Source organism: Rathayibacter sp. Leaf296, assembly GCF_001423045.1.
GTDB lineage: Bacteria > Actinomycetota > Actinomycetes > Actinomycetales > Microbacteriaceae > Rathayibacter > Rathayibacter caricis.
On sequence record NZ_LMNR01000002.1, the window covers coordinates 842,754 to 869,224 of the forward strand.

Sequence of the window (26,471 nt, forward strand, 5' to 3'; positions counted from 1 at the left end):
GCAGAGGAGGCGCCACTCCCTGCGAGGTGGCTTTTCGTCAGAGACAGCTAGACCGCCACCGCGCTGTCGGCCGGCCGCACCACGACCCGCGGAGCCCAGCCCAGCAGGATCGCGGCCGCCGCGGACGACAGCTGGCTCACGATCGCGAGCGCCGCCGAGACGACCGAGCCGTCACCGCCGGAGGTGTAAAAGGTGTCGGCGATCGACATGCCGATGCCGAATCCGGTGAAGAAGCGGCAGAAGATCGCCGCGCCGACCATCGAGAGCATCACGATCGCGAGCCGTCGAGGAGTGAGTGCGCCACTCGAGCGGTGCACTCCCATCGCCGCCACCAGCAGGGACGGCACCGTCCAGAAGACCACCCAGACGACTGTCAGCACGAGCGTGGGCTGCAGCGAGAACCCGTCGCGCTCGGCCATCAGCGCGTAGATCGTCGAGAGCTCGGTGCCGGGCACCTTCGCGAGCGGGTTCCAGACGAGCAGGTCGATCGTGCCGAGCACGACGACGGCGAGCATCAGCGCAGCACCGGCGACCGCGACCGGGAGGCGCTGCCGCCGGGTCGCGACACGGTGCTCGAGAGCGATCGGTCGCGTGCCTCCGATGACCGCGAGGCCGGTCGCGAGGCCGGCGAGCACGATCACGAAGCCGAGCAGGGTCAGCCACCAGGGCGCTCCGGGGAGGAGGGTGCCGAGGACGACCGTCAGCGGCCCGACGACCGCCAGGAGCAGGGACACCCGGGCCGTGCGGGTCTCGGCCGAGCGGGCGGCGCCGATCAGATGCGCGACTCCGACGACCCCCGCGAGGAGCGCGAGAGCGACGACGAGCCAGCGAACCGCACTCGTTGTGGCGACGACACCCTCCGGAGCGTTCTCGGGCACGATGCCGCCGGCGGTCAGAGAGAAGCCGATCAGCACGACCGCGGTGGCCGTCAGCAGCCCGAGCCCGCGGCGGGCGAGGCGGCGCGGGCGGAGGAACCGCGGCTCCCCCGAGTGCGCCGGCAGCGCTCGGTCGAGGGTGGCGCTGAGCACGAGGGCACCGAGCACGACGTCGCGGCGGGGCAGACCCGCCTCGGCGGCGCCGGCCACATCGGCTCGCCACTCCTCGAGGTAGCGCTCACGGGCGAGAGGAGGGAGGAGGCGGGCGAGCAGGCGCAGCAGCAGGTCGATCACGCGCGGGCCTCCGCTCCGGAGAGACGCACGGCAACCGGGGCGGACCGGCTTGCCTTGGATGCCTTCGCCACCGCTGCCGCGTCGAAGCGCTCGACCGCCGCGCGCGCGGCCTGCGCCCCGTCGCCCGTCAGCTCGTACAGCCGCCGCCGCGGACCGCTGCGGTCGGTGTCCGGCTCCCACGACGAGGCCACCCAGCCCGCCCCCTCGAGCCGCTCGAGGATCGGGTAGACGCTGCCCGCCGGGCGTCCCGTGCGCTTGATGACGAGCATCCCCCAGACGGAGGCCCCGTCGTCGAGGAGGACGCGAAGCACGTCGACCGTGGCGGGCGTGAGGCGGGCGAGCGGGATCATGGTGCAAATCTAGCTATGTAGAGATGGCCCGGTCAACGTCGCTGCTGGTTGACTGGCGGCATGACCCTGTACAACCCCGCCGTCTTCCCCGAGCCCGCTCCCGGCCCGTCGACGCCCCCGCCCGGGCGGAAGACCGGGAACGGACTCGGTCTCGCGTCCCTCATCATCGGCATCGTCGCGCTGATCGGCGCCGCGATCCCGATCGTGAACTACGTCTCGGGCTTCGTCGCCTTCGTGGGCCTGGTGCTCGGAGTGATCGCCCTGTTCCTGAAGAACCGGAGCCGCAAGGCCGCGATCGCCGGCACGGCCTTGAACCTGGTGGCGCTGATCCTGTCGATCGTGCTCGCCGTGATCTACACGGCCGGCTTCGTCACCGGCGTCACGAACGCCTTCGAGGACGCCGAGTCGAGCCGCGCACCCCTCTCGGAGAGCACGGAACCGGTCGGCCCCACCCGGACCCTCCTCCTCGAGGTCACCGGCGACGCCCCCGACGCCTCCATCGGCTGGGCCACCTCGAGCGACCTCGCCGACGGCACCGCGGCCGCCGCCGATCAGCCCCTCCCCTTCACGAAGGAGGTGCAGGTGCCCGCCGCCGGCGAGTTCGCCGTGCAGGTCCAGTCCCTCACCGCGACCACCGGCGCCGGCGACACCGGCGCGATCACCTGCCGCATCACCCTCGACGGCGAGGTCATCGCGGAGCAGACGAGCACCGGCGCGTTCGCGGCGGCGTTCTGCCTGGGGACGTCGGAGTGACCCGCGCGCCCGCCGTTCAGTGTCGGTGGAGCCCGACAGAATCGGCCTGACAGCGGGAGGCGCTTTGCAGTTCACCATCGACGGGAATCCCTACGAGCTCACGCGGGAGTCGGTGGAGGCTGCGCTCGGCGCGGTCGAACCCGCCGCCGTGACGAAGTACTCGGTCGAGGCACTCGGGCGGCGGTGGCCGGTGAAGCAGGTTCTCGCGGTCGCGACCGGGCTGACGACGAAGCCGTTCGACTCCGGCAAGGCGCAGCGCGTCCTCGCGCAGCTGGGGTTCGCCGTCGAAGGCGAACTGGCAGCCCGCACCCCACTCGATAGCTCGCAGCGCACCTTCGACGGCGTGAACTGGAGCCTGGCCTCCTCGGAGGACGGCTACCTCGAAGCTCGATCCGGGCGCCTGCACGTGCCGACCTGTCGTCACGGCGTCACCCAGCCGCGCCGCTCCTGGACCGAGGCCGAGATCCTCGACGCGTGGTTCGCAGCACCCGACACCGATCCGCGTGAGCTGACGTCGCCCGGCTGGTGCTCCGACTGCCTCCTGGTGCGCGGGCTCGAGGAGGAGGTGACGCGCTCGGAGGAGTCGTCACCGACCGGCAGCGCCGAGCGCCGCGCCATCGCCGCGGCAGCCGGCGTGATCCTGACTCCCGGACTGAGCGGGGCTGCCTCGCCACTGGACGCGACCGTGCGCACCTGGACCGCGCCCACCGCTCGGGCTCTTCGCGGTGCTCTGGACTCGCTGCCCGACGCGTCCGGCGGATTCCGGGGGCGGCTGCTGCAGCAGCTGGCGGACGCATCGCGGGACGTCGTCCTGCTCGCGGCCGAGCTGTGCTTCGTCCAGCGCCTTCCGCTCACGAACGTCGGCGCCGGGACGAAGCGCGAGCTGCTGCGCGAGATCCTGGCACTGCTCCCCGACGCGCCGGCCCTCCCCGAGGCGGTTGCGGCCGCGTTCGACGTCCGCGGCACGTTCAGCGGCGGCGCCGGCTTCACTCCGCAGATCGCCCGTCATCTGCAGTGGCTCTGCTCCTTCATCGAGCACTGGGACGGACTCGACGCCGAGACGCGAGATGCAGCGCTCGGAGACCCGTGGCTGTTCCGCGAGCAGACCATCGCCGTCGATCCCGCCTCCCCGGCGATTCAGAGCTCCCTGCTCGCGCTGACCTGGCCGAGCGTCTTCGAGCGGATCGTGTCGACCGCAGACAAGACCAAGATCCGCGACACTTTCGCTCCCGTACTGCCGTCGGGGCCGACCGGCGACCTCGACCGCGATCTGCTGCACCTGCGCGACCGACTGGATCCGCAGGGGCACCTCGACATCGACTGGTATCTGCCGCCGTGGAGCACGGAGTGGCGCGGCGCGGACCGTGACGACGCGCTCGCGGCCTGGTGCGTTCCGAGTCGGGCCGTACTCGGCGACACCATCGGCTTTCCGGGCGCGATCACCGCCGACTTCGGAGCGAGCCGCGCGGCGATCCGCACGACGGCTCTGGCCCGCTGGAACGGAGCGGAGCCGATCTCCGGGCTGCTGCAGAGGGTGGACTCGACCGCGGCCGTGCTGAGCGGGATGCGTCCGGGCGAGCAGATCCTGGTGCGGGACGACCGCGGCATCCGGGTGGGGACACTCCGGAGTGGCCGGTGGATGCCTGGCGACCGCGCTCAGCGCTCGGTGCGGTGGGAGGAGGATCGCGTTCCCGAGGATGCTCTGCCGCAGGCGGTCCTCGACGCGCTGTCCCGTGACGACGCGTTCATCCGGGTCGAACCGTTGTCGATGCCCACACCCACGCCGACCGACCTCCGCCTTCCGCGTCCCACTGCCGAGTTCGCCGCTGGCCTCCACTACGACCGCGCCTGGCTCGACGACGTGACCGCGGTACTCGAGGAGCGGAGGCAGATCATCCTGTTCGGCCCTCCCGGCACGGGGAAGACGTTCGTCGCGCGGGCCCTGGCCCGGTTCGCCGCCCCCGCGAGCGCCGTGAGGATCGTGCAGTTCCACCCCTCCTACTCCTACGAGGACTTCTTCGAGGGCTTCCGTCCCGCGACCGACGGGAGCGGATCCGCGGTGTTCCGCCTCGCGAAGGGGCCCCTCCGACTGCTCGCCGATTCCGCCGTGCGCAACCCGGCCGTCCCCCACGTGCTGATCATCGACGAGATCAACCGCGGCAACATGGCGAAGATCTTCGGCGAGCTGTACTTCCTCCTCGAGTACCGCGACGAGCAGGTGTCGCTGCAGTACTCCCCTAAGGAGCCGTTCGCGCTGCCCAAGAACCTGTTCGTCATCGGCACGATGAACACGGCCGACCGTTCGATCTCGCTCGTCGACGCGGCGATCCGCCGCCGCTTCGCCTTCTTCGAGCTGCACCCGGCGCAACGGCCCGTGCACGGCCTGATCCACCGGGTAGAGGGCCGCACGACGAGGCGGGGTGCGCTGCTCGACACCCTCAACGAGCGCATCGGAGAGACCGACCGCGACTTCCAGATCGGCCCGTCCTACCTCCTGCGGGCGAGCGCCCGCACCGAGGACGGGCTCGTCCGGATCTGGGAGCACGACATCCTGCCCCTGCTCGACGAGCACTACTACGGCCGGCTGTCCCGGGAGGAGATCCGCGCGCGATTCGGGCTCGACGCACTCGACCTGACGACGCCGCTGGTGGTCGACGAGATCGACGAAGCATGACGCGTTTCTCCCTCGAGGAGAACGGCGGCTGGCGGCCGTGCCCGATCGGTCCGGACGTCGTCGCCGCGGCGACCACGGCCGGGCTGGTCGAGTCGCGCCTCGGTCGCGGCGGGATCGAGGTCGCCGCCGCGTCGAACAAAGTCGGGGCGGTGCGCTCGGGCGAGGACGAGATCGTCGTGCAGCCCAAGACTCCGCTGGGGTCGCTGCTGTTCCTGCTGGGCTACGCGCGCGATCCCGGGTTCCGCCCGGAGGACGTCGACGCCTCCCCCGAGGACGATCTCGCGCCCGCCATCGCCGAGACGTTCGTGCGGCTGGCCGAGCGGGCGCTGGCGCGAGGGGTCCTGCAGGGGTACCGGACCTACGACGAGACCGCGGTCACGGTTCGCGGACGCATCCGGATGTCGGATCAGGTCGCTCGCGGTGGTCGCCTGCTGCCGGTCGAGCTGACGGTGGACGAGTACACGGTCGACATCGCCGAGAACATCGTCCTCCGGGCGGCGATCGGTGCACTGCTCACGCTGCCCCGCCTCCGCGACGCGCTGCGGCGGCGGCTCCTCCACCTCGACGGGCGCCTCGACGGCGTGGAGCGCCTACGCCGCGGGGCAGCCGTGCCCCCGTGGCGCCGCAGCCGGCTCACCGCGCACTACGTTCCGGCGCTCGTCTTCGCCGACCTGATCCTCGAGCGCCGCGCTCCGTCGAGCACCGCCGGCGAGTCCCCACTCGCCTCGTTCGTCGTCGACATGGCCGGCCTCTTCGAGAGCTTCGTCACCACGGCATTGCGGGACGCGCTCGCTCCGCTCTCGTCGGGTGTCACGCTCGCGCAGTACTCGACGACCCTCGACGAGGGCGGCCGGCAAGCGGTGCGGCCCGACATCGTGCACGTGCGCTCGGGGCACCCGGTGATGGTGGCCGACGCCAAGTACAAGACCGGCTCGTCACGGGTGGAGGACCTGTACCAGATGCACGCCTACTGCACGGTGCTGGGGCTCCGCGAGGGCTGGCTGATCTCGGTCGGCCGGGGCGGTTCCTCCTACTCGGTTCGCGGAGCAGCGGTCGAGATCCACGTCCGCCGGCTGGACGTCTCAGCGTCGCCAGAACAGCTTCTCGGCCAGGTGGCGGATCTCGCTGCCGAGCTGGTCGGAGACCTCGCGAGGCGCTAGCGACTCGTCCCTCCACTCCGGGACGGTCACGTGCTCACCCCTGCAAGCGCGATCGCGACGAGCGCCGAAGCGAGGAGGAACGCAACGACGGTGGCCGCCGCGCCGAGAAGCGGGATCGCCCTCATGCGCCGGGCGGTCGTCGATCGGCGGGCTGCGGCGGTGATCGTCAGCACCGCGAACAGGCCGACGACGGCCGGGATGATCCAGGTCGCGGCGGACAGGAGTGTGTAGTCGCACCCGTCGGGGTTCCCGCTGCACGCGTCGATGCCGAGCTGCTGCACCAGGAGGAGCACGAAGAGGACGACCCCGAGGCCGAGCAGGAGGACGACGAGCAGGACCGCCTCGATCCTGCTCGCGAGCCCGGCGGAGCTCCCAGCGGGAGCACGACGGCTGCGCTGTCGGCGGTCCGTGAAGGGATCGTCGGGGGCGAGAGACACGGCGACTCCCCTGCTCGTCGGGCGATGCGGCCGCCGAATCAGTCGCCTCGGGGCCGCGCCGGCCCAGACTGATTCTCGCGGTTGCGCGCGGGACGTGCCCGGCACATGACGAAGGACGGATGCGCCGGGGCTTCCGGCGCATCCGTCCTTCGTCGTGCGGCGGTCCGCGCTACTTGCGGAACATGCGCGCCGTGGTCTCGAAGAGCCCCTTCACCGGGCGCTGCTGCTCGCCCTGCTGGGCGCCGAGGATGATGATGACCGAGGTCAGCACCGGGATCAGCCACTGGGTGGCCTTCTGCACGCGGAGGGCGGTCGTCAGCTCGGCCGAGTTCTGCGGCGCGGCCTCGGTGACTCCCTCTGCTCCCTCGTCGATGTGCTTGGCCTGAGTCGCTCCGGCGATCGCGGCGGTGACAGATGCGGCGCCGGCGAGACCGGTGACGACGGTCTTGATGATCGTGTTGGTGCGGCTCTCCTGCTGGTTCGCGAGGCGGGTCTTGTTCGCGAGGATCAGGCCGATGCCTCCGACGCCGTGGGCGATGATCGCGGCGAACTGCACCGGGCTCCAGCGGGCCCAGCCGACCGACGCGACGCGGAGGCGCTCGGACGGGTCGGAGGAGGTCGCGGCGGCTCCGTTCAGCCCGACGGCGCCCATGAGGGATCCGCCGAACCAGGCGGCGGCGCCGAGGTCGTGGAGGCTGCGGACGAGCGTGTTCCGTGACGGCATGCGTGTCTCTTCTCTTCTCAGTCGACAGGCGGGAGCTCTGGCCCCCGTATACGGGCGACGCTACGCGTGGGCGGGGGTGTGCGGTCGGGGCTTGACCTCTCCCCGTGCAGCCGCTCTGGTAGGAGCACGAGGGCGCCGGGCGCCTGCGACAGGAGGAGCGACATGCCGGATCAGGACGAGCAGCGGAGCATCCGCGACGACTTCCACGAGGCCGTGAACATGACGGCGAAGGAGATCGAGAGCCGGCTCGAGACCGATGAGTCGAAGGAGGTCGGCCAGAAGTCCGGCGGCGGCGAATCGGTCGGCCACCACAGCGGCCGCCGCATCATCGAGATCCTCGGCACCAAGCAGACCGACCTCAGCGACGACGACTACGCGCACATGAAGAAGGTCGTCGGCTACGTGCACCGGCACTCGGCGCAGCGTCCGGACGGGGACGTGACGGAGACGAAGTGGCGGTACTCGCTGATGAACTGGGGGAACGACCCGCTGAAGAAGTGACGGAGTGAGGCTTGCGTCCTGGCATCCTGATCACGTTGTCCCCTTTCTCGGGGCCGCAGAGAAGAAGGTCACAGGCATGGCAAGGATCAGGACCCTCCAACCGGGCAGACAGAACGTGAAGGTGCACTCGACTGAAGTGGACTGCACTTATCAGGAGGTCGCTTCCGAGGACGGGACCAAGTACATCCACCTGTCGACATTCGGATCCGACGACCGGGTCTCCGGACCCAAGAGCAGCCAGACTCTGCAGCTCGACGAGAAGGCCGCTCGGGAGCTGATCGAGGTCCTCATCAGGACGTTCCGTCTGAATTAGCCGCCGGTCGTCCAGACCGCACGTTCACCCCTCGCCAGCGGACGGCTATCGTAGCCGCGATGGCATCGGGCTCCTCGTGTTCCCAGTAGCGGAGCACCAGCCAGCCCGCCTCGGTCAACCGCGCATCCGTGTCGCGGTCTCGCGCGATATTCGCAGCGAGCTTCGGCGACCAGTAGTGAGCGTTCTGCTTCGGGCGTGTGGCATGAAGGGGGCAGCTGTGCCAGAAGCAGCCGTCGATGAAGACGGCGATGCGACGCCGAGTGAAGACGATGTCCGCACGCCTCCGCAATCCGGGAAGCGGGGCGAAGTCGACGCGGTATCTCAGACCCAGGGCGTGAAGTCTGCTCCGCACAGCGAGCTCCGGAGTCGTGTTCTTACGCTTGTTGCCCACCATCGAGCGACGAGCGCCTTCAGAGGACGCCCAGGACTCCAAAGGCTTCGCACGGCCCACAGCCGATTCACCTGCCCGCAGGCGACCTGATCACGTTGGCGACGGATCGGGGAAGGTTGGTGTCCGTCGACTCGTAGTCGATCCCGAGGAAGGACTTGAAGAGCGACGAGAAGACGACCTCGGCTCCCTCGACCGGAACGGCCATGCCGATCTGACGGCGCACGCTGTCCCGCCCGCCGACGAAGAGGTACTCATCCGGGAAGGTCTGGAGCCTTGCCCGTTCCCTGTTGGTCAGGGCCCGCGGCTCGTCCCAGTGGTAGACGTGGGTCCCGCCACCGCCGGATCCAGTGACGGTATAGGAGGGCTTGTCCCGCTCCAAGCGCTTGTAGATCTGACTGATCGTCGCGCCCGTGACATTGAGACGCAGGTGCTCCGGCAACTCCGCAGTGAAGGCGCTCTGCCCGGGCAGGATGTGCGTCAACCTCTCGATCACCCACGGCTTCTGCTTCGCGAGCTCGTTCTGTGTGACGTGCGGCCCGATCGGGGGATTCTCGAGCCTGTTCCCGGCCGAGTTGTCGATGTGCGCGTAGGGCTCCACTGAAGGGATGCGGAACTCCACATCGAGGTCCCTGCGGATGCCGACGATGAGAATGCGATGCCTGCGCTGCGGAAGCCCGTACTGCTCGAACTTGTAGAGGTGGGGCGTGAGGACATACCCTCCCTGATCTCCCGCTCGCTCGAGCTCTCGAAGGATCTGGCGGAACGAGTGCCCGTCGTTGGCGCCCTTCAGGTCGCCCACGTTCTCCGCGACGAACCAGGACGGGGAGTGCTCGTTCAGGACGTTGACGCCGTACTTGTACAGCGGCCCGAACCGCCCCATCATCCCTTTGCGCTCGCCCACGCGGCTGAAGTCGTTGCACGGGAAGCCGAAGGCGAAGCCATCGATCGGCGCGAGGGACGCCGTGTCGAGGACCCGGACATCGGCGTGGATCACGGAGTCGGGAGTCGCGCCCGGGATGTTCGAGCGGTACGTCGCGCAGGTGTCGGCGTCGTAGTCGTTCGCCCACACGTGCTGAAGGTCGACGCCCAGCTCCTGGGCCGCCCGGTGGGCTCCCAGAGCCATTCCACCCGGGCCGCAGAAGAGCTCGCCCATTCTGAATTCCACGTACTGCCTCTCGATCTGCCCCGCGTCAGTGTGCATCGCGCATCCGACATCCGACGGTCCAGCTGGATCAGCGCGAGGATCCGTTCGATCCGAACCCGCATAGACGCTTGCTGGACCTTCGAGGGGCAGGAGCAGCTTACCTCGCCGGCGGCGGTCCAGCCCTCCGCAGCACCGCCGCATCGACGTGGCACGGAGTGGTCTAGGAAGAAATGCACATGCATGGACTCATCCCTGCACAGGTGCTCTGTTTCCGGCACGTAGGCTGTGGTCAGGTTCATCAAGGGGGCGGCTTGGAGCACGAGATCCTGGTTCCCGGCGTGGAGCTCCTCGAGTCGATGCGCTCTGTCGGCTACTCGTTCCAAGCGGCCATCGCCGACCTCGTGGACAACAGCATCAGCGCTGATGCGCGGAGAGTCGAGATCACTGGGGATCCGATCGATTCGTCATTCCTCACTGTTCTCGACGACGGTGTCGGAATGAGCCCGGACGAGGCGCGCACTGCGCTGCAGCTCGCGGGTAGCGCGCGGACGACGACCCGCGCCGGCTCTGACCTCGGACGCTTCGGTCTCGGCCTCAAGACCGCGTCGCTCTCCCAAGCGAGGCGGCTGACGGTTCTCACCCGCAAGAACGGCGAGACGACCGCCCTCCAGTGGGATATTGATCACGTACTCACCACGGGGCAGTGGTCGCTCAGCATTCTCGGCGAGAGCGAATACGCGGCCCTGCCCCGCGCTGATGCCTTTCTGACTCGGAACGCCGGCACGCTGGTGGTCTGGCAAGAGCTCGACTACATGCTGGGCGCGGCGGCGCGCCCCGATGTCGTGATGGCTGAGCGTCTCCAGGATCTCAGGGGTCACCTTTCACTCACGTTCCATCGCTTCTTGGATGACGGCACGCGGAATCCGCTCGTCATCTCTGTGAACGGCATCGACGTGCCCGCTCTGGACCCTTTTCTCTCGAGGAATCCTCGGACGCAAGAGTCCTACCGGGAGCCTCTGACGATCGAAGGGCAACGGATCGAGTTCCAGGCGTACACCCTCCCCCACGCCTCCGCGCTCTCGAAGAAGGAGCGCGAGCGCTGGGATCTCGGCGCGGGAATGCGAGAGCGCCAGGGCTTCTACATTTACCGCAACCGCCGCCTGATCTCCTACGGTCACTGGTTCGGGCTGTCCCGGCGCGAGGAGCTGTCCAAGCAATCGCGCGTCATGGTCGACATCCCCAACACCGTCGATCACCTCTGGCAGCTGGACATCAAGAAGTCCCGAGCCGAGCCTCCTCAGGCCTTCCGGACCCACTTCCGCCGGGTGATGGACCAGGTCATCGGGAAGAGCAAGCGGGTGCACACCTTCCGAGGTCGACGCGCGACAGGGGACACTGTCGCCAGGATGTGGGAGAAGGTGACCGAGCGTGACGGCTACCGCTACCAGATCAACGCCGATCATCCGCTCGTCAGCGCGTTGCAGGAGACACTGACCGACGCGCAACGACGACAGCTCGGCCGATTGCTCGCCGATCTCGGACAGACCTTCCCTACCGCAGACCTCTACGTCGAGGCGGCGAAAGGCCAGACCAACTCTGCACCGGCAGTCACCACGACGGAGGTGCTGGAGCAGCTCTCCGCACTCCACCGCTCCGGCGGCTTCGGCAGCTTCTCCCCGGCGCAGGTCGCGTCGGTACTCCGGGCCACCGAGCCCTTCGATCGCGTCGAGGACCTCGACGGACTCATCAAGCAGGTATGGAGCGCAAACGCATGACGAGCTCGGCAATCAAAACACAGAAGAAGATCCTGCTCGACGCTCTCAACATGACGCTGTTGAACGACCGGTCGATTCCGCTGGACGATCTCGAGACGAAGGCGCGCCAACTCGCCCCGATTCTCGCACCCCAGCTCGGCGCGATAGATGTCGACGATGTGGTTGCTCGGTTGACTGAGGTGGGAAAGGTCGTGATCGATCTCATTCCGATCGTCGTCGACCCGGCGACGTTCAAGGAATGGCTCGCCGAACGAAGCGCCACGACGGACACCAAGCGGTGGAATGCCTACCGACAGCTCCTCGTCAATCGCGAGTGGAGCCCGAATGTCATTCAAAAGCTCGATGAATTGACGGATACTGTCCTCGAAAGCATGGGCGATCCGAAGATCCACGGCGAGTGGGCTCGACGTGGGCTCGTCATTGGAGAGGTGCAGTCAGGCAAGACCGCCAGCTACCTCGGCATTTTGAACAAGGCGATCGACTACGGGTACAAGATCATCGTCGTGATCGGCGGGCACACGGAGGAACTCCGACGTCAGACCCAGCAGCGACTCGACAAGGACATGACCGGCGTCGACTCCGTCTACATCGCGGACAACATCGACTCCCGCTACGCGAACATGCGCATCGGCGTCGGAAAGATCGACTCCACGATCCAGAGCAACATCCTCACCACGACGCGCTCCGATTTCAGCGCCGCCAGCAAGAACGCCGGTGTCGTCGCCCTCGAGGGGGATACTCCGACGATCTTCGTCGTCAAGAAGAACGCGAGAGTCCTCGCGAACCTCGCCAACTACCTCGTCGGCCAGGCTCAGAACGGGAAGCTGAACGCTCCATTGGTCGTGCTGGACGATGAGGCCGACTGGGCCTCCGTGAACACGAAGACGGAGGAAGACGCGGCAGCGGTGAACAAGGTGATCCGCCGCCTCCTCGCCACCTCCAGTCGAAGCTCGTACGTGGCCATCACGGCGACTCCATTCGCGAATGTGCTCATCGATGACTCGGTCGACGAGGACCTCTTCCCCCGCGACTTCATCCAGGCTCTCGAGAGCCCCTCGAACTACACCGGAGTGGAGTCCTACTTCGGTCGGGAGACCGCCCCGGAAGTGCCGAGGCGCATCCGGACCGACGTGCAGGACTGCCTCGAGGTCCTTCCCTTCAGTCACAAGCGGACGGCGCAGCTGGAGGAGTTGCCGACCAGCATGGTCAGGGCAGTGAGCACCTTCCTCGTGGGCACTGCGATTCGGCGGGCGCGAGACGGCGAGACTCGTCCTGCGTCGATGATGATCAACGTCTCCCGATTCAACGATGTGCAGGAGAACGTGACCGCGCAGGTCAAGCACTTCCTCGACGAGGTCACGCGAGCAGTGCTCGCAGAGTATGCGTTGCCGGAGGACGAGCTGGCAGATGGCAGGTCCTCAGCCTCAGTACTCAAAGACGTCTTCGAGGAGGAGTATCCGGGAACAGCGTCGTGGACTGACCTGCGACCGCACCTCCTCGACATTGCAGCCGAGATCACCGTCGTCCTGGTGAACAGCGGGACGATGGGCCCTCGCAACAAGCGCTTGAGCGAGATGTCACGGGAGGACCGTGAGGCCGAATCACGACTGCCGACGATCTTCGTTGGAGGCGATGTCCTCGCGCGGGGCCTCACGCTCGACGGACTGCAGGTGAGCTACTTCGTCAGGAAGGCAGCAGCCGCGGACACCCTGTTGCAGATGGGGCGGTGGTTCGGCTACCGACCGGGCTACGAGGACCTCGTTCGAGTGTGGATCGATTCTGCCGTCGTGGATCTCTTCAAGTACGTCGCAGATGTCTCGGACGATCTGCGCGGGTCCCTCCGCCTGATGAACTCCCTGAAGATGACGCCGCAGCAGTTCGGGCTGAAGATGCGCAGGCACCCCGAGGCATTCCTGATCACAGCCGCGAACAAGCAGAAGAATGCTTCGCAAATCGAAGGCGAGGTGGATATCAATGGAGCTTTCTTCGAATCGTATGTGCTGTCTTCAGAGACTGAGGACCTTGACCGGAACCTGAAAGCAGGAGTCGCTCTGGTGGAGACCTTGAAGACCCTGGAGGGCCCGGCCGCGAATCGCGGGTCACTCCTGTGGGAAAGCGTGCCCGCAGAAGTTGTCGCGCGCTTCTTCGCGCAATTCAGAGGTCACGACACCGAGACATTCTTCGGTCGCACAACCAAGAGCGACAAGGCACAACTGGCCGCGCACCTGGCTGATGCGGTCAATGCGGAGAGCTGGGATGTCGGATTCGTAACGGGCTCCGGGGATCAGTCGAGCGCGCTCGGACTTCCGGGTGATCCGAAGACCAGCCTCCGGACTGGAGTGGAGGCGAGCTCGGGGAAGTCACTGCGCTTTGGAAATCGACGCGTTGCAGCAGGGTCCGACATCAAGAATGCGATGAATCAGGACGTCATCCGCGAGCTCGAGGCCGGTCTCAGCGCTGGCGAGCGACTCTCGGAGCCCACCATCATCCGCCATGCGTTGGAGCGTCCCCTGCTTCTCGTCTACAGCGTGATCACTCAGACATTCACCGACGCGAGAGCCGAAGAAATGCATGGCACCGTGGTGAAAGAGGACAAGCGGCCGAAGATCCGAGCGGATGAACCGCTGGTCGCCGTCGTGGTGGCCTTCCCGGTCTCCTCCGACGATGAAGAGCGGGCGGGAAGCAAGAAGGGCCGGGTGTCCCGATTCGTAGCGAACACGGTATACGCGCGCATGAATCTCAACATGCCGTCGGCAGACGAGGAACAAGATGAGGGAGCCGCGTGAACCTTGAAGAGGCCTTCGCCACCGTGCTTCGCGGGGAGGACGGCCAGGTCGTCCGGCTTCGTCATCTGTGGCTTCGCGTCTTCGTCCAGAACAGTCAGCGGCATCCGGCTCTCGTGCTTGAGCTCCCGTCGACGCTCGATTACTTCATCGACGGGGGGCGTGGCTTCTCAGTGCAGGTCTCGCAGGCCCCTCAGTCGGGAACGACCTACCTGCGGATAACCTCCCTCGAGCCGGACGTCGACCCCGCGTTCCTCGTGCTCTGCCGGTACCTTCTCGACGAGAGCCAGCGGGTCGACGGCGCGGAAGCGAGCGTGGAGGCGTTCGCACGCAGTCTCGAGACGTTCCGGGACTTCCTCGCGAAGCCGCGCGGTCGACTTGGGGAGGACGCGCTTCGGGGGCTGATGGCCGAGCTGACGATCCTCGAGATGATCCTCTCCGCAGGGAAGACGCCGTCCACGGCCCTCCGGGACTGGAGCGGTCCCTTCGGCAACAGCAAGGACTTCATCTTCCCCTCCGGGCACTGCGTCGAGGTGAAGTCGGCACACCGGCCATCCATGGAGGTGACGATCTCGAGCCTGCAACAGCTGGAACCTGCCAACGCGACGCTCCAGCTAGCAGTCCTGCCAATTGAGAGATCCGACGCATCGGACCAGGAGGCTCGCAACCTGCTCCAGCTCTTCGATGCCCTGGCGGCCGAGGCCGATCACAATCCGGCTTCCAGGAAGCTCTGGAGCGATGCCGTCCACGCCCTCGGCTTCGACCGGGAGGACAGCTATTACGCCGACTGGTGGTTCCGGATCGGCGACGTCCTCGCTTTTGACGTCGTGGACGAGTTCCCGCGCGTGCGCGCGGTCTCGGTTCCGGCCGCGGTGACGAGCGTCACCTACCGTTTGAACATCGCGTCGCTCGCCGACTACGCGAGCAGTCTTCGACTGCACTGAGCACGAACCGGAGTACAATCAATGACCTTCGAGGAAGCGCTTCGCGAGCGCATCGCCATCAGAGCGGAAGGCTCCTCCTCCTTCGCCGTCCAAGCCTTCGGCGAGGAGCTGATCGCCCGTCTCCAGGAGGCGGAGGTCGTCTTCGACGCGACGGTCGAACCGTTGCGCTGCTCCGGGCGGCGATCGAAGAAGCTCGAGATCCTCGGGTACGCCGAGGACACCGCAGATGACTCGCTCGTCGTCATCGTCGGGGCGTACTACGACTCTCCGGGCACGATCCTCACGAAGACCGAGGCACGGAAGATCTTCGGCGCCGGTGAGGCGTATCTCGAGCATTCGGTAGACGGCTGGCTCTCCGAGAATCTCGAGCCCAGCTCCCGCGAAGCGGAGTACGCGATCTACTTCCGCGAGAACCTGGGAAAGTTCAACCGCCTGAAGTTCATCCTCGTCACCGATGCCACGCTCAGCTCCCGGGTCATCACCATCGAGGATGAGGTCGTCGCCGGCACGCCCGCGTCGTACTCCATCTGGGACCTCCGGCGATTCGAGGAGCTGGCTGCCTCGGAGAGCGGCCGGGACGACATCCGGATCGATCTGACCGAGTGGATGCCGGAGGGGCTCCCCTGTCTCATCGGTGCGGAGAACGGCGCGGCCGCGACGAGCTATCTGGCCGTTCTTCCCGGCCGACTGCTGGCTGACGCATTCCAGCGCTATGGCAGCCAGTTGCTCGAGTCGAACGTCAGGACGTTCCTCAGCGCGCGAGGGAAGGTCAACAAGGGGATTCAGTCGACTCTCGCCGAGGAGCCCGACATGTTCCTCGCCTACAACAACGGCCTCACGACGACCGCCACAGGAGTGACGGTCGAGCAGCGGGACGGCGCCAGCTTCATCACCTCGATCGACAACTGGCAGATCGTCAACGGCGGACAGACGACGTCGTCCCTCGCGCACTTCGTCCGGCTGGCGAAGGACCGCTCTCTGGAGGGCGTCTTCGTGCAGATGAAGCTGGTGACAGTGGCTCCGGCTCAGGCGGCAGAGCTCGTCGCGAAGGTGTCGCGCTACGCGAACAGCCAGAACAAGGTCAGCGAGGCCGACTTCTTCTCGAACAGCCCGTTCCATGTGCGACTCGAGCAGATCAGCCTCCGCGTCAAGGCGCCCGCCCGGGACGGGGTGCAGTTCGGCACCGGATGGTTCTACGAGAGGACCCGCGGTCAATACGAGAACACGAAGAACGCGCGGACGCCTGCAGAGCAGCGGCGCTTCGAACTCGAGTTCCCGAAGAGCCAGGTCATCACGAAGACGGACTGGGCGAAGTTCGCCTTCTCCTGGGAGCAGAAGCCTCACGAGGTCAGCCGAGGTGCGCAGAGCAACTTCATGGCCTATGCGGTGGCCACCGACCGCCTGTGGGAGCAGTCGGCCGATGCGGTGAACGACGACTACTACCGGCAGAGCATTGCCAAGGTCATCATGTACAACCGGCTGAGGGCGGCCGTCATGAAGGCGGACTGGTACGAAGGCGGGTATCTCGCCAACATCGTCGCCTACGCGATGTCCAAGTTCGCCTTCGAGCTGGGCCGCAAGATGCCCGACCACCGATTCGACTTCGAACGGGTGTGGCGTCAGCAGGCGCTCGATCCGATCACCGAGGAAGCGCTCCTGGGGATCGCTCGAGCCATGCATGCAGTGCTGATCGATCCGGACCGGCCTCAGAAGAACGTGACTCAGTGGGCGAAGCAGAACGCCTGCTGGGACTCCGCGCAGAAGAAGCGGGTAGTTCTGCCTTCTGCGCTGGTAGATGAGCTCACGCCGACCAGCGCTGCGCACGCGGCGCCGGGGGCACCCAGCGCGACCACGCCAGAAGGTGGTTCGGTGGTGGAATCGGTCGCTCGGGTTCTCCGTGTCGATCCCGCGGTGTGGGCGACTGTGCTCGGAGAAGGCGTCGTACGAGGCGTGGTCAGTCCGATCGAGCGTGCTCTGATCGAACGTCTCGCCGTCCCCGGCACCGTGCCCAGCGAGCGGCAGGCGGCCCGAGCGCTCGCCGCGCTCGACCGCAGCGCCGAGCACGATCTCGTCGCTGCCAACGCCTACTGACGCCGGCCTCGCGCCAGCCGCCTCAGTCTGCGGCTCGATTGCGGAGGAGTGCGGCCAGATCGGACTCGCCGCGCTCCTCCAATCGGATCAGAACGTCTGATGCGGATGCGCTCCGGTCGAGGCCCACTGCAACGGCCAGAGCGCCATCATCGTCCGCCACGACACCGGTCAGCGCCGTGACATCGCCCGAGTCCTCCACTGCCGACACGGTGACCCGATCTTCCGCGAAGTCCAGCCGCACGACGTCGCCCCTGGCGCTGTCGATCGTGGCGAGAGCGGCTCGGATGGTGCCCATCTGCGGCTGGGTGCCCTCCCACGTCACCGTGATGCCCGAGTCGTCGCCGTGCCAGCGCTTCCGCTCGCCGGGCGCGAGCCCGAGCGCGAGCGCCACACCCGAGGAGAGCACCGTGCCGCTCCCGCGGAGGTGCTCGGCGGTCACCTCGAGCCGGAAGGCGACCCTGCCGTCGTCGAGAAAGTAGAGATTCTTAGAGAGGCCGGGCTTCTTGCGGACGGCGGCACGCCGTTCAGCGAAGCGGACCACTCCGGCGCGGGTGACGAAGGGCCAGCCCGACGCGTAGCCTCGCACGCTGCTCGCGGCCACCGAGAGCCGATCCGGGAGGTCCTCGAGAAGTGCATCGAGCGCGACGGCGCCGTCGCTCCGCTCGACCTCGGCTGCGATGGCGTCCTTGATGCTCGTGTAGACCTCCCCGCCCCACTCCACGAGGCCCCAGTCACCACGGCCGACGCGGATGAGCCGCTCGTCGTTCGCGAGCGCGTTCCGGATGGACCGCGCCTCCCGCTCCCCCTCGAACGCCGCCTCGATCCACTCGATCGACCGCGGAGCGCCCTCGACACTCAGGAGCGCCACCGCCAGATCTCCGATGGACGCCCGGCGCGTCCGCGCCCACACGTCGCCGATCCTCACGTGACCGAGCGCAGTCATCCACTCGACGACGCGCTTCTCGGAGAGTGCCGTCCACTCCGCGAAGGATGCGAGCACGTCCAGGTGGGAAGCTCCACCGTGCTGGTCGGCGAGGTCGGCGAAACGGACCTCCGTCTCTGATCGGGCGCCACCGAGAGAGGGGACCGCGAACCAGGCACCGTCTCCCTCGAAACCGTCGTCGACAGCGTCGAGAACCGCCAGGGCCGTTGTCCCGACGTCGTCGACGGCGTCCAGAAGTCCCGGAACGGAGGCGAGCAGCTCCACGTGCGAGAGGACTCCGATCCGCGATCTCACGGCCGCGGCGCGGAAAGCCAGGCCCTCGTCCCGTTCCAGCCAACCCGACGTCGCGTCCCCCACCCGGACTTCGAGCTGACGGACGCGCTCTCGCGTGACGCCCAGGCGCTCGCCCAGCTGGTCCAGCGTCGCCCGGCGATCATGCACGTGGCGCTCGAGGAAGATCATCCGCTGACGGTCGTCGAGCTCGGCGAGGTGGACACCGAGTTGCTCGGGCAGGGAGGCGATACCCGAGCCTGCACCGATCCACTGGTCGGGGGTCAGCGCATCGAGCACAGCCCATGCCTCGACGACAACGGAGGGAGCCGCACGGGGGTTCCGCGATGCAGAGAGCAACGGAACGTCTCCCTGTCCGAGAGCCTGACGCCACGACGCCGCAACCTGCACCGCATCCAGGAGCCTCGTCCTCGGCGTGGCCTCCGCCGCCTGCCTCGAACGCCGCGTGAGCGGGGCGGAAGCGGTGGGATCAGCCGGCGACGTGGTGTTGGTGCGGATCGCCTCGTCGACCGCCCAGCTCAGCAGATCGGTCACGCTGCGAGCCCCCATGCCGCGGATCACCATCACGCCCCGCACCCGCATGGGGGCGAGAGTCTCGAAATCGGCGATGTCCTCCCGGAGGAGGACGTTGCGCAGGCGGACGCTCTCCACTCGATGCGGCACGTCGCGGCTTCGCACAGCCGGGAAGAGCTCGCGCATGGTCGACGAGGTGCGGTACTCGAGGATGTGCTCGACGATCGCGGCTCGCGCGCTCGGGTCGCCCACCTCCCGGCCGGTGAGGGCCGCTCGGAGCTCCGCCCTGTCGGCGGTGGCGTGCCCCTCCAGCCAGGGGAACGCGCTGCTCCAGGCGCTCGGCAGATCCGACTCGAAGGAAAAATCCTCGTATGGGCTCGTGGCCATCGGGGCCCCCTCTCAGCTCCGCCATTCTGACCTGCGCCTCCGACATCTGTCGCCCGCATCGTTCTCAGGGTCGACCGAGCACGGCCAGACGCATGCAGCGCACGGTGACGGATACCAGGCCCGATGCGGGCATTCGCACTTCCTGGAGGAACTTCTTAGTGAGGGCTGACGCACTGGCGGTCCTGTAATCGTCCGCGGCGACCTTCGGCCACCCGGGGGAGGTGATCGCTGATGCCACCCTCGCTGCAAGTTGGCCGAATCGTTACCGAGAGAGCGCTCTCTTCCGGTCTATCCTGGCCAGGCACGCCGCGACGGCCCGCCTCCGCGACCAGCCGATCCTCCACTCGCCGATCACCGGCCCGCCGATCCCACTCACTGAGGAGTACCCATGCGATCGTCCCTGCACCGCCGTCTCACCCTTCCGGTCGCCGTTCTGGCGGCCGCCGGACTCGCGCTCGCGGGCTGCTCGAGCAGCAGCGACCCGAACGACCCGAACGCGGGCGGCGGCTCCGGCGGCGGCTCGGTCGGGACCGCCGACGGCGTCGTGAACGTCTACGGCACCATCAACGGCGACGAGGCGACCCTCCTCGAGCAGTCCTGGGCGGACTGGGAGGAGGAGTCGGGCATCGACATCAAGTACACCGGCGACAAGGGCTTCGAGCAGCAGATCGGCATCAAGGTGCAGGGTGGCGACACTCCGGACCTCGCGATCTTCCCGCAGCCGGGACTGCTGGCCGACACGGTGGCCTCCGGGAAGGTGAAGGAGCTGCCCGAGGGCGCCCTGACGAACGTGCAGAACAACTGGTCGGAGGACTGGCAGAAGTACGGCCAGGTCGACGGCACGCAGTACGGCGCGCCGCTGATGGCGAGCGTGAAGGGCTACGTCTGGTACTCCCCCGCCAAGTTCGCGGAGTGGGGCGTCTCTGTCCCGACGACCTGGGACGAGATGGAGGCGCTCGGGAAGACCATCGCCGAGAAGAGCGGCGGGCCGTCGTGGTGCGCCGGTTTCGCCTCCGATGCCGCGTCGGGCTGGCCGGGAACGGACTGGATCGAAGACGCGGTGCTGCGCGAAGCCGGCCCCGATGTCTACGACCAGTGGGTCTCGGGCGATGTGCCCTTCACCGACCCCCAGATCAAGGCGGCGTTCGACTCCGTCGGCTCGATCCTGCTGGACCCGACGCTCGTCAACGCGGGCTACGGCGACGTCTCGTCGATCAACTCGACCGCGTTCGGCGACGTCGCGCAGAACATCGCCAACGGCTCCTGCGCGCTGACCCACCAGGCGTCGTTCTTCGAGGGCTTCATCATCGGTGCCGACGCGACGGTGGCCGAGGACGGAGACGTGTGGGCGTTCCTCACTCCGCCGATCAGCGCCGACGACGACCAGGCCGTGACCGGAGGCGGCGAGTTCGTCGCCGCGTTCGCCGATGACGAGGACACCGCGAAGGTGCAGGAGTACCTCGCGAGCGCCGACTGGGCCAACAGCCGCGTCTCGCTCGGCGGAGTCATCTCGGCCAACAAGGGCCTCGACCCCGAGAACGCGAGCAGCGAGCTGCTGAAGGACTCGATCGCGATCCTGCAGAGCGAGGACACCACGTTCCGCTTCGACGCGTCCGACCTGATGCCCAAGGCGGTCGGCTCGGACAGCTTCTTCAAGGGGATCGTCGACTGGGTCGACGGGTCGAGCACGGACCAGGTCCTGGAGTCCATCCAGGCGGGGTACACCTCCTAGGAGGAGCGCCGGTTCCAGGGAACCCCGGACCGTCGAGAGAGACCGCAGCTGCGTGATCCCTCGACGGGCCGGGGTTCCGTCGTTCAGGCGTGCGGGTGCGGGTGCGTCCGCTCGAGCGACGCCCCCTCGATGTCGACGTCGGGCAGCAGGCGGTCGAGCCAGCGCGGCAGCCACCGTCGCAGACGAACAGCTATCGCCGCAGCGATGGCTTTGCGTGCCGACCCCTTAATCGAAAACCGAAACTATTCTTGGTGGGAAAATGTTGATCAGACCGAAGGACGGGTTCTAGAAACGGTCTTAGGGAGCGTGTCATCAACGAGTTAGCCGCTTCCAGGCCAGTGTCGTTCCAGTGCTGTACATGACACTACCTCGTATTTCGTGCCTCCACACCCCTTCCTTTAGCAATGGCTGAACGCTAGGTTCACATTGTGCCTACGACACCTGCCCCAGCCCAGATCATCACCCACGTGGATGGTATCGGTCACCTTCTTTCAGATCGTCTTCTGGCGATTCCCGATTACCAGCGCTCATACTCGTGGGGCGAGATCGAAGTGGCGGAACTCTGGAACGATCTACAGAAGGCAAAATCCGCAGGTGCAAACGAGTATTTCCTAGGATCGATTGTCACCACGAAATCCGTTTCAGTCGGTCGTCAGTTGGTCATCGACGGTCAACAGCGCCTCGCCACGATTAGCCTGCTCTACGCAGCAATGCGGGATGCTCTCAAAGAGCGCACAGACGAGCGCGCGGATGACATTGAGCGCGACTTCCTCGGGCGCAAGGACATGATTACTCGACAACGCCTTCCAAAGCTTACGCTCAATGCGGACGACAACGACTACTACTTGTCCCTTATTGATTCGAAGCCGATCTCTGCGACTCGAGAGTCGCATAAAAGATTGCAGGCTGCCTATAACTTCTTGCGCGAGAAGATGACTGATCTGAGTAGAGGTCTCGATGCGGACACGTGGCAAAAGCCCTTGATGGAGTTGCATCAGTTTGTGCTCGAGAACGCAATGGTCATCGACGTTCACGTGCCCGACGAAAATCGGTCATTTGTAATTTTCGAGACGCTTAACGACCGAGGGCTAAATCTGAATACTGCGGACCTTCTAAAAAACCATCTCTTTGGCACAGCAGGTAGTAGTCGAATCGAAGAAACAAAGCGGCGGTGGTCCGAAATGATCGGTGCCCTCGGGAGCACGGATGCAGGAGACGTCCACGACGATTTCTTACGACACTATTGGAGCTCCACAACAGGAGCCGGTCGCGTGAAAGCGCTATTCTCCGAGATTCGAGACACTGTTACGAGCCCCTCCGAAGCCGTCACACTCGCGACGTCACTTTCCGAGTCGGCGCCGCTTTGGGCTGGCATGTTTGATGTCGATTCTGATTTTTGGAAGAAGCTTAAGCCTGCTACCAAAGAACGACTTCGAGTTCTGAACTCCCTGAAAGTGGAGCAGTGCCGCCCTTTGCTTCTTGCCGCCATGCGACGGCTACCGCCGGCCGAAATCGACATTCTCGTCGGCTGCATTTTAAATTGGACCGTTCGTTGGTTTGTTGCGGGCGGCGGCAGCGCGGGCGTTACAGAGCGTCTTTACGCGGAGGCGGGCAAGAAAGTTACCGACGGCTCAATTACGTCGGCTGGTCAGATAGTGCTTGAGTTTCAGAGCCGCGTTCCCTCCGATACCGATTTCGAGAGGGCCTTCTCGGTGGTAACCGTACGTCGCGGCTGGCTTGCCCGGTACTACCTTCATGCTTTGGAGAAGAAGCAACGCAGCGGATCCTCTAGCCCAGAGCTCACTCCAAGCCAGGACTGGGAGGAAGCAAACCTCGAGCACGTCCTTCCAAAAAGTTACAACGCCGATAAGTGGCCGCAATTCTCGGCAGAAAGCCACGCCGCCTGGCATCTAAGCCTGGGCAACCAAGTCATCCTCGCGAGAGACGAGAACGAAACCATCGGTAACGAGGCTTTCGCAATCAAGGCTCCAGTGCTAGCGGCGTCGAGCCTCATTCTGACCTCAGAGGTAGGTGAAACTGCCGATTGGACTGCTGATGCGATCCGAGTCCGGCAGGAGCGACTGGGTCGTCTCGCAGTAGGCACTTGGCCAATCACGCCTCCAACGGATAGCTAGCACTGCGAGTGCAAGCCACAGGTTGTTGCCATTAGCTTGGACGGGCCGAGAGGGGCTGGGTCTAAGCCTCGATGCAACTCGGCCCACTTTCGCGCCTGGTCTCGTTGTCAGGCGTGCGGGTGCGGGTGCGTCCGCTCGAGCGACGCGCCCTCGATGTCGACGTCGGGCAGCAGCCGGTCGAGCCAACGGGGCAGCCACCAGGCGGAGCGGCCGAGCAGGTGCATCAGGGCGGGCATCAGCAGCATCCGGACGACGAAGGCGTCGAGGAGCACGCCGAACGCGAGGCCGAAGCCCATCGAGCGGATGATGGTCGACTCCGAGAAGATGAAGCCGCCGAACACCGCCACCATGATCAGCGCGGCGGCGATCACGACGGACTTGCCGGCCTGGAAGCCCTGCGCCACGGCGAGGCGGGCGTTCGCGCCGTGCACGTAAGCCTCCCGCATCCCCGACGCGAGGAAGAGCTGGTAGTCCATCGCGAGCCCGAAGAGGATGCCGACGAGGATCACGGGCAGGAAGCTCAGGATCGGGCCGGTGGCGTGCAGGCCGATCAGGTCGGCGCCCCAGCCGAACTGGAACACCGCGGTGATCAGGCCGTAGGTCGCGAACAGCGACAGGATGAAGCCTCCCGTGGCGATGACCGGGACGAGCAGCGAGCGGAACACCATGATCATGATGAGCAGCGAGAGCCCGACGACGACCGCGAGGTAGGTCGGCAGGACCGCGTTCAGCCCCTCCGAGATGTCGATGTTGGTCGCGGCCTGGCCGGCGACGCCGAGCACGATGCCGTCGCCCACCGGAGGGAGGTCGCGGAGGTCCTGCACGAGCTGCTCGGTGGAGGCGCTGTTGGGGCCCTCTGCGGGCAGCACCTGGAAGGCCAGGAGCGTGCCGTCGTCGGAGGTCGCGACGGGCGCGACGGCGACCACGTCGTCCTGCTCGGAGATCGTGCGGGCGATGTCGACCTGCGTGCGCAGGAGGTCGTCGTCGGCGACTCCGCTCGGCACGGAGGCACTGACCAGCAGCGGGCCGTTCGCGCCGGCGCCGAACTCGTCGCCCACGATCTCGAAGGCGCGGGCGCTGGTCGAGCCCTCGGGCTCGCTGGAGCCGTCGGGCAGGCCGAGGCGCATCGAGAGCGACGGGATCGCGATGATCAGCAGGGCGACGATCGTGCCGACGACCGTGACGACGGCGCGGACGGTCGACATGGGCCGGGCGGGCGGGAGCACCTTCTGCGTGCCGATCGCGGCGCGGGCCTTGCGGCGCAGGAGGCGCGTGCCGAGGAGGCCGAGGATCGCGGGCGCGAGGGTGATCGCGATGAGCACGGCCACGGCGACGCAGATCGCGCCGACCGTGCCCATGAGCGCGAGGAACGGGATGCCGGTGATGTTCAGAGCGAGCAGTGCGACGACGACGGTCGAGCCGGCGAAGACGACCGCGGTGCCGGAGGTGCCGTTCGCCAGTCCGATCGACTCGCGGACCTCGACGCCCGCGAGCAGCTGCCTCCGGTGCCGGTTCACGATGAAGAGGGAGTAGTCGATGCCGACCGCGAGGCCGAGCATGAGACCGAGGACGGGGGTGACCGACGCCATGTCGATGACGCCCGAGAAGGCGAGCGAGGCGGTGACGCCCACTCCGACTCCGACGATCGCGGTCACGATCGGGAGGGCCGCGGCGGCGAGGGATCCGAGCATCACGATGAGGACGACCGCCGCGAACACGAGGCCGACGACCTCGCCGACTCCGAAGATCTGCGGCACGCCCTGCGCGAGGTCGGTCGCGAAGCTGACGTCGGCGCCGGCCACCGGGGACTCGTCGAAGTGGTCGATGACGCCCTGCTTGACCTCCTCGGACAGCTCGAGGCGCGGATCGGTGAACGAGATGTTCACGATGGCGGTGGAGTCGTCGTCGGACACGACTCCGATGCCGTCGGCGTAGTCGAGCAGCTCCTCGCCGAGATCGAGGGGCTCGACCCCGGCCTCGAGCTCCTGGCGCGAGGCGTCGAGGGTCGCCTGCTGCTCGTCGAGGAGCGCCTTCTGCGGGTCGATCGCCGCAGCCTGCTGCGCGTCGATCGCCGCGAGCTGCTGGGCCGGCGCACCGGCCGCGACGGCCTGCTCGCGGGCGGCGGTGAGCTGCTGCTGCGCGGCGTCGAGCTGCGCGCGTCCGGCGTCGAGCTGCGCCTGCCCGGCCTCCAGCTGCGCCTCCCCCGCCTCGAGCTGCGCCCGGCCGTCGGCCAGCTGCGCGGCTCCGTCGAGCTGCGACTCCCGCGCCTGGAACGGATCGACGACCGCGGCCACCCCGTCGAGGTCGGCGGCGGAGGCGGCGAGCGCCGAGATCGCGGACTCCTGCTCGGTGGTCAGGGCCGAGCCGTCGTCGGTGCGGTAGACGACCGTGCCGGTGCCGCCGGCCGTGTCGGGCAGCTTCTCGGCGAGCTGATCGGTGACCGCGCCCGAGGCCGTGCCCGGGATGTCGAAGCTGTTGGTCAGCGTGCCGCCGGCCGCGAGGAACGCGCCCACCGAGACTCCGAGGATCACGACCCAGGCGACGATCACCGCCCACGCGCGACGAGCGGCGAACGAGCCGAGACGGAAGAGCAGGGTGGCCACGGAGGTCTCCTGACGCGCGGGGGAAGGGGGACGCGCTAGATCATACGGGACGTCTCGTCTAGGCAGTGGGAGTAGCCTGGGAACATGACGGAGCATCGGAGCGGCCCGGTCCGCAGCGTCGCGGCGCGCGAATCGGTCCTCGAGGCGACGGCGCGGCTGTTCGCCCAGCAGGGCTGGGACCACCTCACGATGGAGGGCATCGCCAAGGAGGCGGGCGTCTCGAAGCAGACGGTCTACCGTTGGTGGCCCTCGCGCGGGGCGCTGATCGCCGACTGCATGATCGACGGCCGCCTCGTCGCGATCGAGATCGAGATCGCCGACACCGGCGACCTGCGGCGCGACCTGGAGGAGTGGCTCACGCCGATCCTGGAGCTCGCCGCGACCGAGCAGGGCACCACCCTCATCCGCTCGCTCGTCGCCGCCGGCTCCGAGGACGCCGCGGTCGGCGAGCGGCTCATCGACGCGTTCGGGGTCGACCAGACGCTGTCGGAGCGGTTCGCGAGCGCGGTGCGCGCCGGCCAGCTGCCCGAGGACACCCCGGTCGAGGAGATCGGCTACGCGATCCTCGGCGCGATCGTCCTGCCGACGGTCGGCCGACGGCAGAGCGTGCCGGCGGCCGTGCGGCGGCTGGTCGACTTCCTGGTGCGATCGGCGTAGC

General features: G+C 67.2%; 20 protein-coding genes. 12 read left to right on the plus strand and 8 right to left on the minus strand.

Annotated features, from left to right (window positions below; translation table 11 throughout):
• Positions 1-47: 47 nt before the first annotated feature.
• Positions 48-1,169 (minus strand): hypothetical protein, encoded by a 1,122-nt coding sequence (locus ASF46_RS14180; protein ID WP_056868156.1) that lies wholly within the window; start codon positions 1,167-1,169, stop codon positions 48-50.
• Positions 1,166-1,519, minus strand: a complete 354-nt coding sequence (locus ASF46_RS14185) for a PadR family transcriptional regulator (protein WP_056868157.1) — start codon at positions 1,517-1,519, stop codon at positions 1,166-1,168. Before ASF46_RS14185 ends, ASF46_RS14180 begins: the two co-directional genes overlap by 4 nt.
• Before the next feature lie 60 nt (positions 1,520-1,579).
• On the opposite strand from ASF46_RS14185, the gene ASF46_RS14190 reads away from it, so the two are divergent.
• The 3 genes from ASF46_RS14190 (at position 1,580) to ASF46_RS14200 (ending at position 6,106) form a co-directional block, all read left to right on the plus strand.
• Positions 1,580-2,272: an MmpS family transport accessory protein gene (locus tag ASF46_RS14190; protein WP_056868158.1), complete on the plus strand. Its 693-nt coding sequence runs from the start codon at positions 1,580-1,582 to the stop codon at positions 2,270-2,272.
• Between the two features lie 64 nt (positions 2,273-2,336).
• Complete coding sequence (locus ASF46_RS14195) at positions 2,337-4,946, plus strand: AAA family ATPase (protein ID WP_056868159.1); 2,610 nt, start codon at positions 2,337-2,339, stop codon at positions 4,944-4,946.
• Entirely contained in the window at positions 4,943-6,106 is a 1,164-nt protein-coding gene (locus ASF46_RS14200) for an McrC family protein (RefSeq protein ID WP_056868160.1), read from the plus strand. The genes ASF46_RS14195 and ASF46_RS14200 overlap by 4 nt, the downstream gene beginning before the upstream one ends.
• 26 nt (positions 6,107-6,132) lie before the next feature.
• Here ASF46_RS14200 and ASF46_RS14205 read toward each other — a convergent pair whose 3' ends face one another.
• A complete protein-coding gene (locus ASF46_RS14205; protein ID WP_056868161.1) occupies positions 6,133-6,543 on the minus strand; it encodes a hypothetical protein in 411 nt (136 codons plus the stop codon).
• Positions 6,544-6,712: 169 nt separating this feature from the next.
• Positions 6,713-7,267: a hypothetical protein gene (locus ASF46_RS14210; protein ID WP_055790249.1), complete on the minus strand. Its 555-nt coding sequence runs from the start codon at positions 7,265-7,267 to the stop codon at positions 6,713-6,715.
• 162 nt (positions 7,268-7,429) lie between these two features.
• Between ASF46_RS14210 and ASF46_RS14215 the strand changes: the two genes are divergently transcribed.
• Together ASF46_RS14215 and ASF46_RS14220 are read left to right on the plus strand one after the other, a co-directional pair.
• Positions 7,430-7,768 (plus strand): DUF3140 domain-containing protein, encoded by a 339-nt coding sequence (locus ASF46_RS14215; protein ID WP_056868162.1) that lies wholly within the window; start codon positions 7,430-7,432, stop codon positions 7,766-7,768.
• A gap of 121 nt (positions 7,769-7,889) precedes the next feature.
• Positions 7,890-8,081 (plus strand): hypothetical protein, encoded by a 192-nt coding sequence (locus ASF46_RS14220; protein WP_157602531.1) that lies wholly within the window; start codon positions 7,890-7,892, stop codon positions 8,079-8,081.
• On the opposite strand, the gene ASF46_RS18890 is transcribed toward ASF46_RS14220, so the two are convergent.
• Together ASF46_RS18890 and ASF46_RS14225 are read right to left on the minus strand one after the other, a co-directional pair.
• The gene (locus ASF46_RS18890) at positions 8,059-8,532 is read right to left on the minus strand and encodes a very short patch repair endonuclease (RefSeq protein WP_327205467.1); all 474 of its coding nucleotides are present in this window, start codon (positions 8,530-8,532) and stop codon (positions 8,059-8,061) included. The two genes, ASF46_RS14220 and ASF46_RS18890, sit on opposite strands and share 23 nt — an antisense overlap.
• Positions 8,533-8,539: 7 nt before the next feature.
• Complete coding sequence (locus ASF46_RS14225; RefSeq protein WP_200919717.1) at positions 8,540-9,673, minus strand: DNA cytosine methyltransferase; 1,134 nt, start codon at positions 9,671-9,673, stop codon at positions 8,540-8,542.
• Between the two features lie 254 nt (positions 9,674-9,927).
• Between ASF46_RS14225 and ASF46_RS14230 the strand changes: the two genes are divergently transcribed.
• The 4 genes from ASF46_RS14230 to ASF46_RS14245 are packed head-to-tail and all read left to right on the plus strand — an operon-like array spanning position 9,928 to position 17,209.
• Positions 9,928-11,391 carry an ATP-binding protein gene (locus ASF46_RS14230; RefSeq protein ID WP_082485608.1) on the plus strand — a complete coding sequence of 488 codons (1,464 nt, stop codon included), beginning with the start codon at positions 9,928-9,930 and terminating at the stop codon, positions 11,389-11,391.
• Positions 11,388-14,177, plus strand: coding sequence for a Z1 domain-containing protein (locus tag ASF46_RS14235; RefSeq protein ID WP_056868165.1), 2,790 nt, complete (start codon positions 11,388-11,390; stop codon positions 14,175-14,177). Before ASF46_RS14230 ends, ASF46_RS14235 begins: the two co-directional genes overlap by 4 nt.
• Positions 14,174-15,118, plus strand: coding sequence for a PD-(D/E)XK motif protein (locus tag ASF46_RS14240; RefSeq protein ID WP_056868166.1), 945 nt, complete (start codon positions 14,174-14,176; stop codon positions 15,116-15,118). The genes ASF46_RS14235 and ASF46_RS14240 overlap by 4 nt, the downstream gene beginning before the upstream one ends.
• A gap of 21 nt (positions 15,119-15,139) precedes the next feature.
• Entirely contained in the window at positions 15,140-17,209 is a 2,070-nt protein-coding gene (locus ASF46_RS14245) for an AIPR family protein (RefSeq protein ID WP_056868167.1), read from the plus strand.
• Positions 17,210-17,231: 22 nt separating this feature from the next.
• Here the strand turns inward: ASF46_RS14245 and ASF46_RS14250 are convergent, their stop codons facing one another.
• The gene (locus ASF46_RS14250) at positions 17,232-19,343 is read right to left on the minus strand and encodes a sigma factor-like helix-turn-helix DNA-binding protein (RefSeq protein ID WP_056868168.1); all 2,112 of its coding nucleotides are present in this window, start codon (positions 19,341-19,343) and stop codon (positions 17,232-17,234) included.
• A 388-nt stretch (positions 19,344-19,731) separates the two neighbouring features.
• Here ASF46_RS14250 and ASF46_RS14255 point away from each other — a divergent pair, with 388 nt between their 5' ends.
• Both ASF46_RS14255 and ASF46_RS18895 read left to right on the plus strand, forming a co-directional pair.
• A complete protein-coding gene (locus tag ASF46_RS14255; protein WP_056868169.1) occupies positions 19,732-21,075 on the plus strand; it encodes an ABC transporter substrate-binding protein in 1,344 nt (447 codons plus the stop codon).
• Positions 21,076-21,503: 428 nt separating this feature from the next.
• On the plus strand, positions 21,504-23,210 hold the full coding sequence (locus ASF46_RS18895; protein WP_082485510.1) for a DUF262 domain-containing protein: 1,707 nt from the start codon (positions 21,504-21,506) through the stop codon (positions 23,208-23,210).
• A gap of 107 nt (positions 23,211-23,317) precedes the next feature.
• Here ASF46_RS18895 and ASF46_RS14260 read toward each other — a convergent pair whose 3' ends face one another.
• Complete coding sequence (locus ASF46_RS14260; protein WP_056868170.1) at positions 23,318-25,813, minus strand: MMPL family transporter; 2,496 nt, start codon at positions 25,811-25,813, stop codon at positions 23,318-23,320.
• Positions 25,814-25,897: 84 nt separating this feature from the next.
• Here ASF46_RS14260 and ASF46_RS14265 point away from each other — a divergent pair, with 84 nt between their 5' ends.
• A complete protein-coding gene (locus ASF46_RS14265; protein WP_056868171.1) occupies positions 25,898-26,470 on the plus strand; it encodes a TetR/AcrR family transcriptional regulator in 573 nt (190 codons plus the stop codon).
• The last annotated feature ends 1 nt before the right edge of the window (position 26,471 follow it).

Coding starts and splice junctions, on each gene's coding strand:
- ASF46_RS14245 (WP_056868167.1), top strand. CDS start 15,140: ATGACCTTCGAGGAAGCGCTTCGCGAGCGCATCGCCATCAGAGCGGAA.
- ASF46_RS14250 (WP_056868168.1), bottom strand. CDS start 19,343: ATGGCCACGAGCCCATACGAGGATTTTTCCTTCGAGTCGGATCTGCCG.
- ASF46_RS14190 (WP_056868158.1), top strand. CDS start 1,580: ATGACCCTGTACAACCCCGCCGTCTTCCCCGAGCCCGCTCCCGGCCCG.
- ASF46_RS14225 (WP_200919717.1), bottom strand. CDS start 9,673: ATGCACACTGACGCGGGGCAGATCGAGAGGCAGTACGTGGAATTCAGA.
- ASF46_RS14255 (WP_056868169.1), top strand. CDS start 19,732: ATGCGATCGTCCCTGCACCGCCGTCTCACCCTTCCGGTCGCCGTTCTG.
- ASF46_RS14235 (WP_056868165.1), top strand. CDS start 11,388: ATGACGAGCTCGGCAATCAAAACACAGAAGAAGATCCTGCTCGACGCT.
- ASF46_RS14210 (WP_055790249.1), bottom strand. CDS start 7,267: ATGCCGTCACGGAACACGCTCGTCCGCAGCCTCCACGACCTCGGCGCC.
- ASF46_RS14185 (WP_056868157.1), bottom strand. CDS start 1,519: ATGATCCCGCTCGCCCGCCTCACGCCCGCCACGGTCGACGTGCTTCGC.
- ASF46_RS14265 (WP_056868171.1), top strand. CDS start 25,898: ATGACGGAGCATCGGAGCGGCCCGGTCCGCAGCGTCGCGGCGCGCGAA.
- ASF46_RS14200 (WP_056868160.1), top strand. CDS start 4,943: ATGACGCGTTTCTCCCTCGAGGAGAACGGCGGCTGGCGGCCGTGCCCG.
- ASF46_RS14215 (WP_056868162.1), top strand. CDS start 7,430: ATGCCGGATCAGGACGAGCAGCGGAGCATCCGCGACGACTTCCACGAG.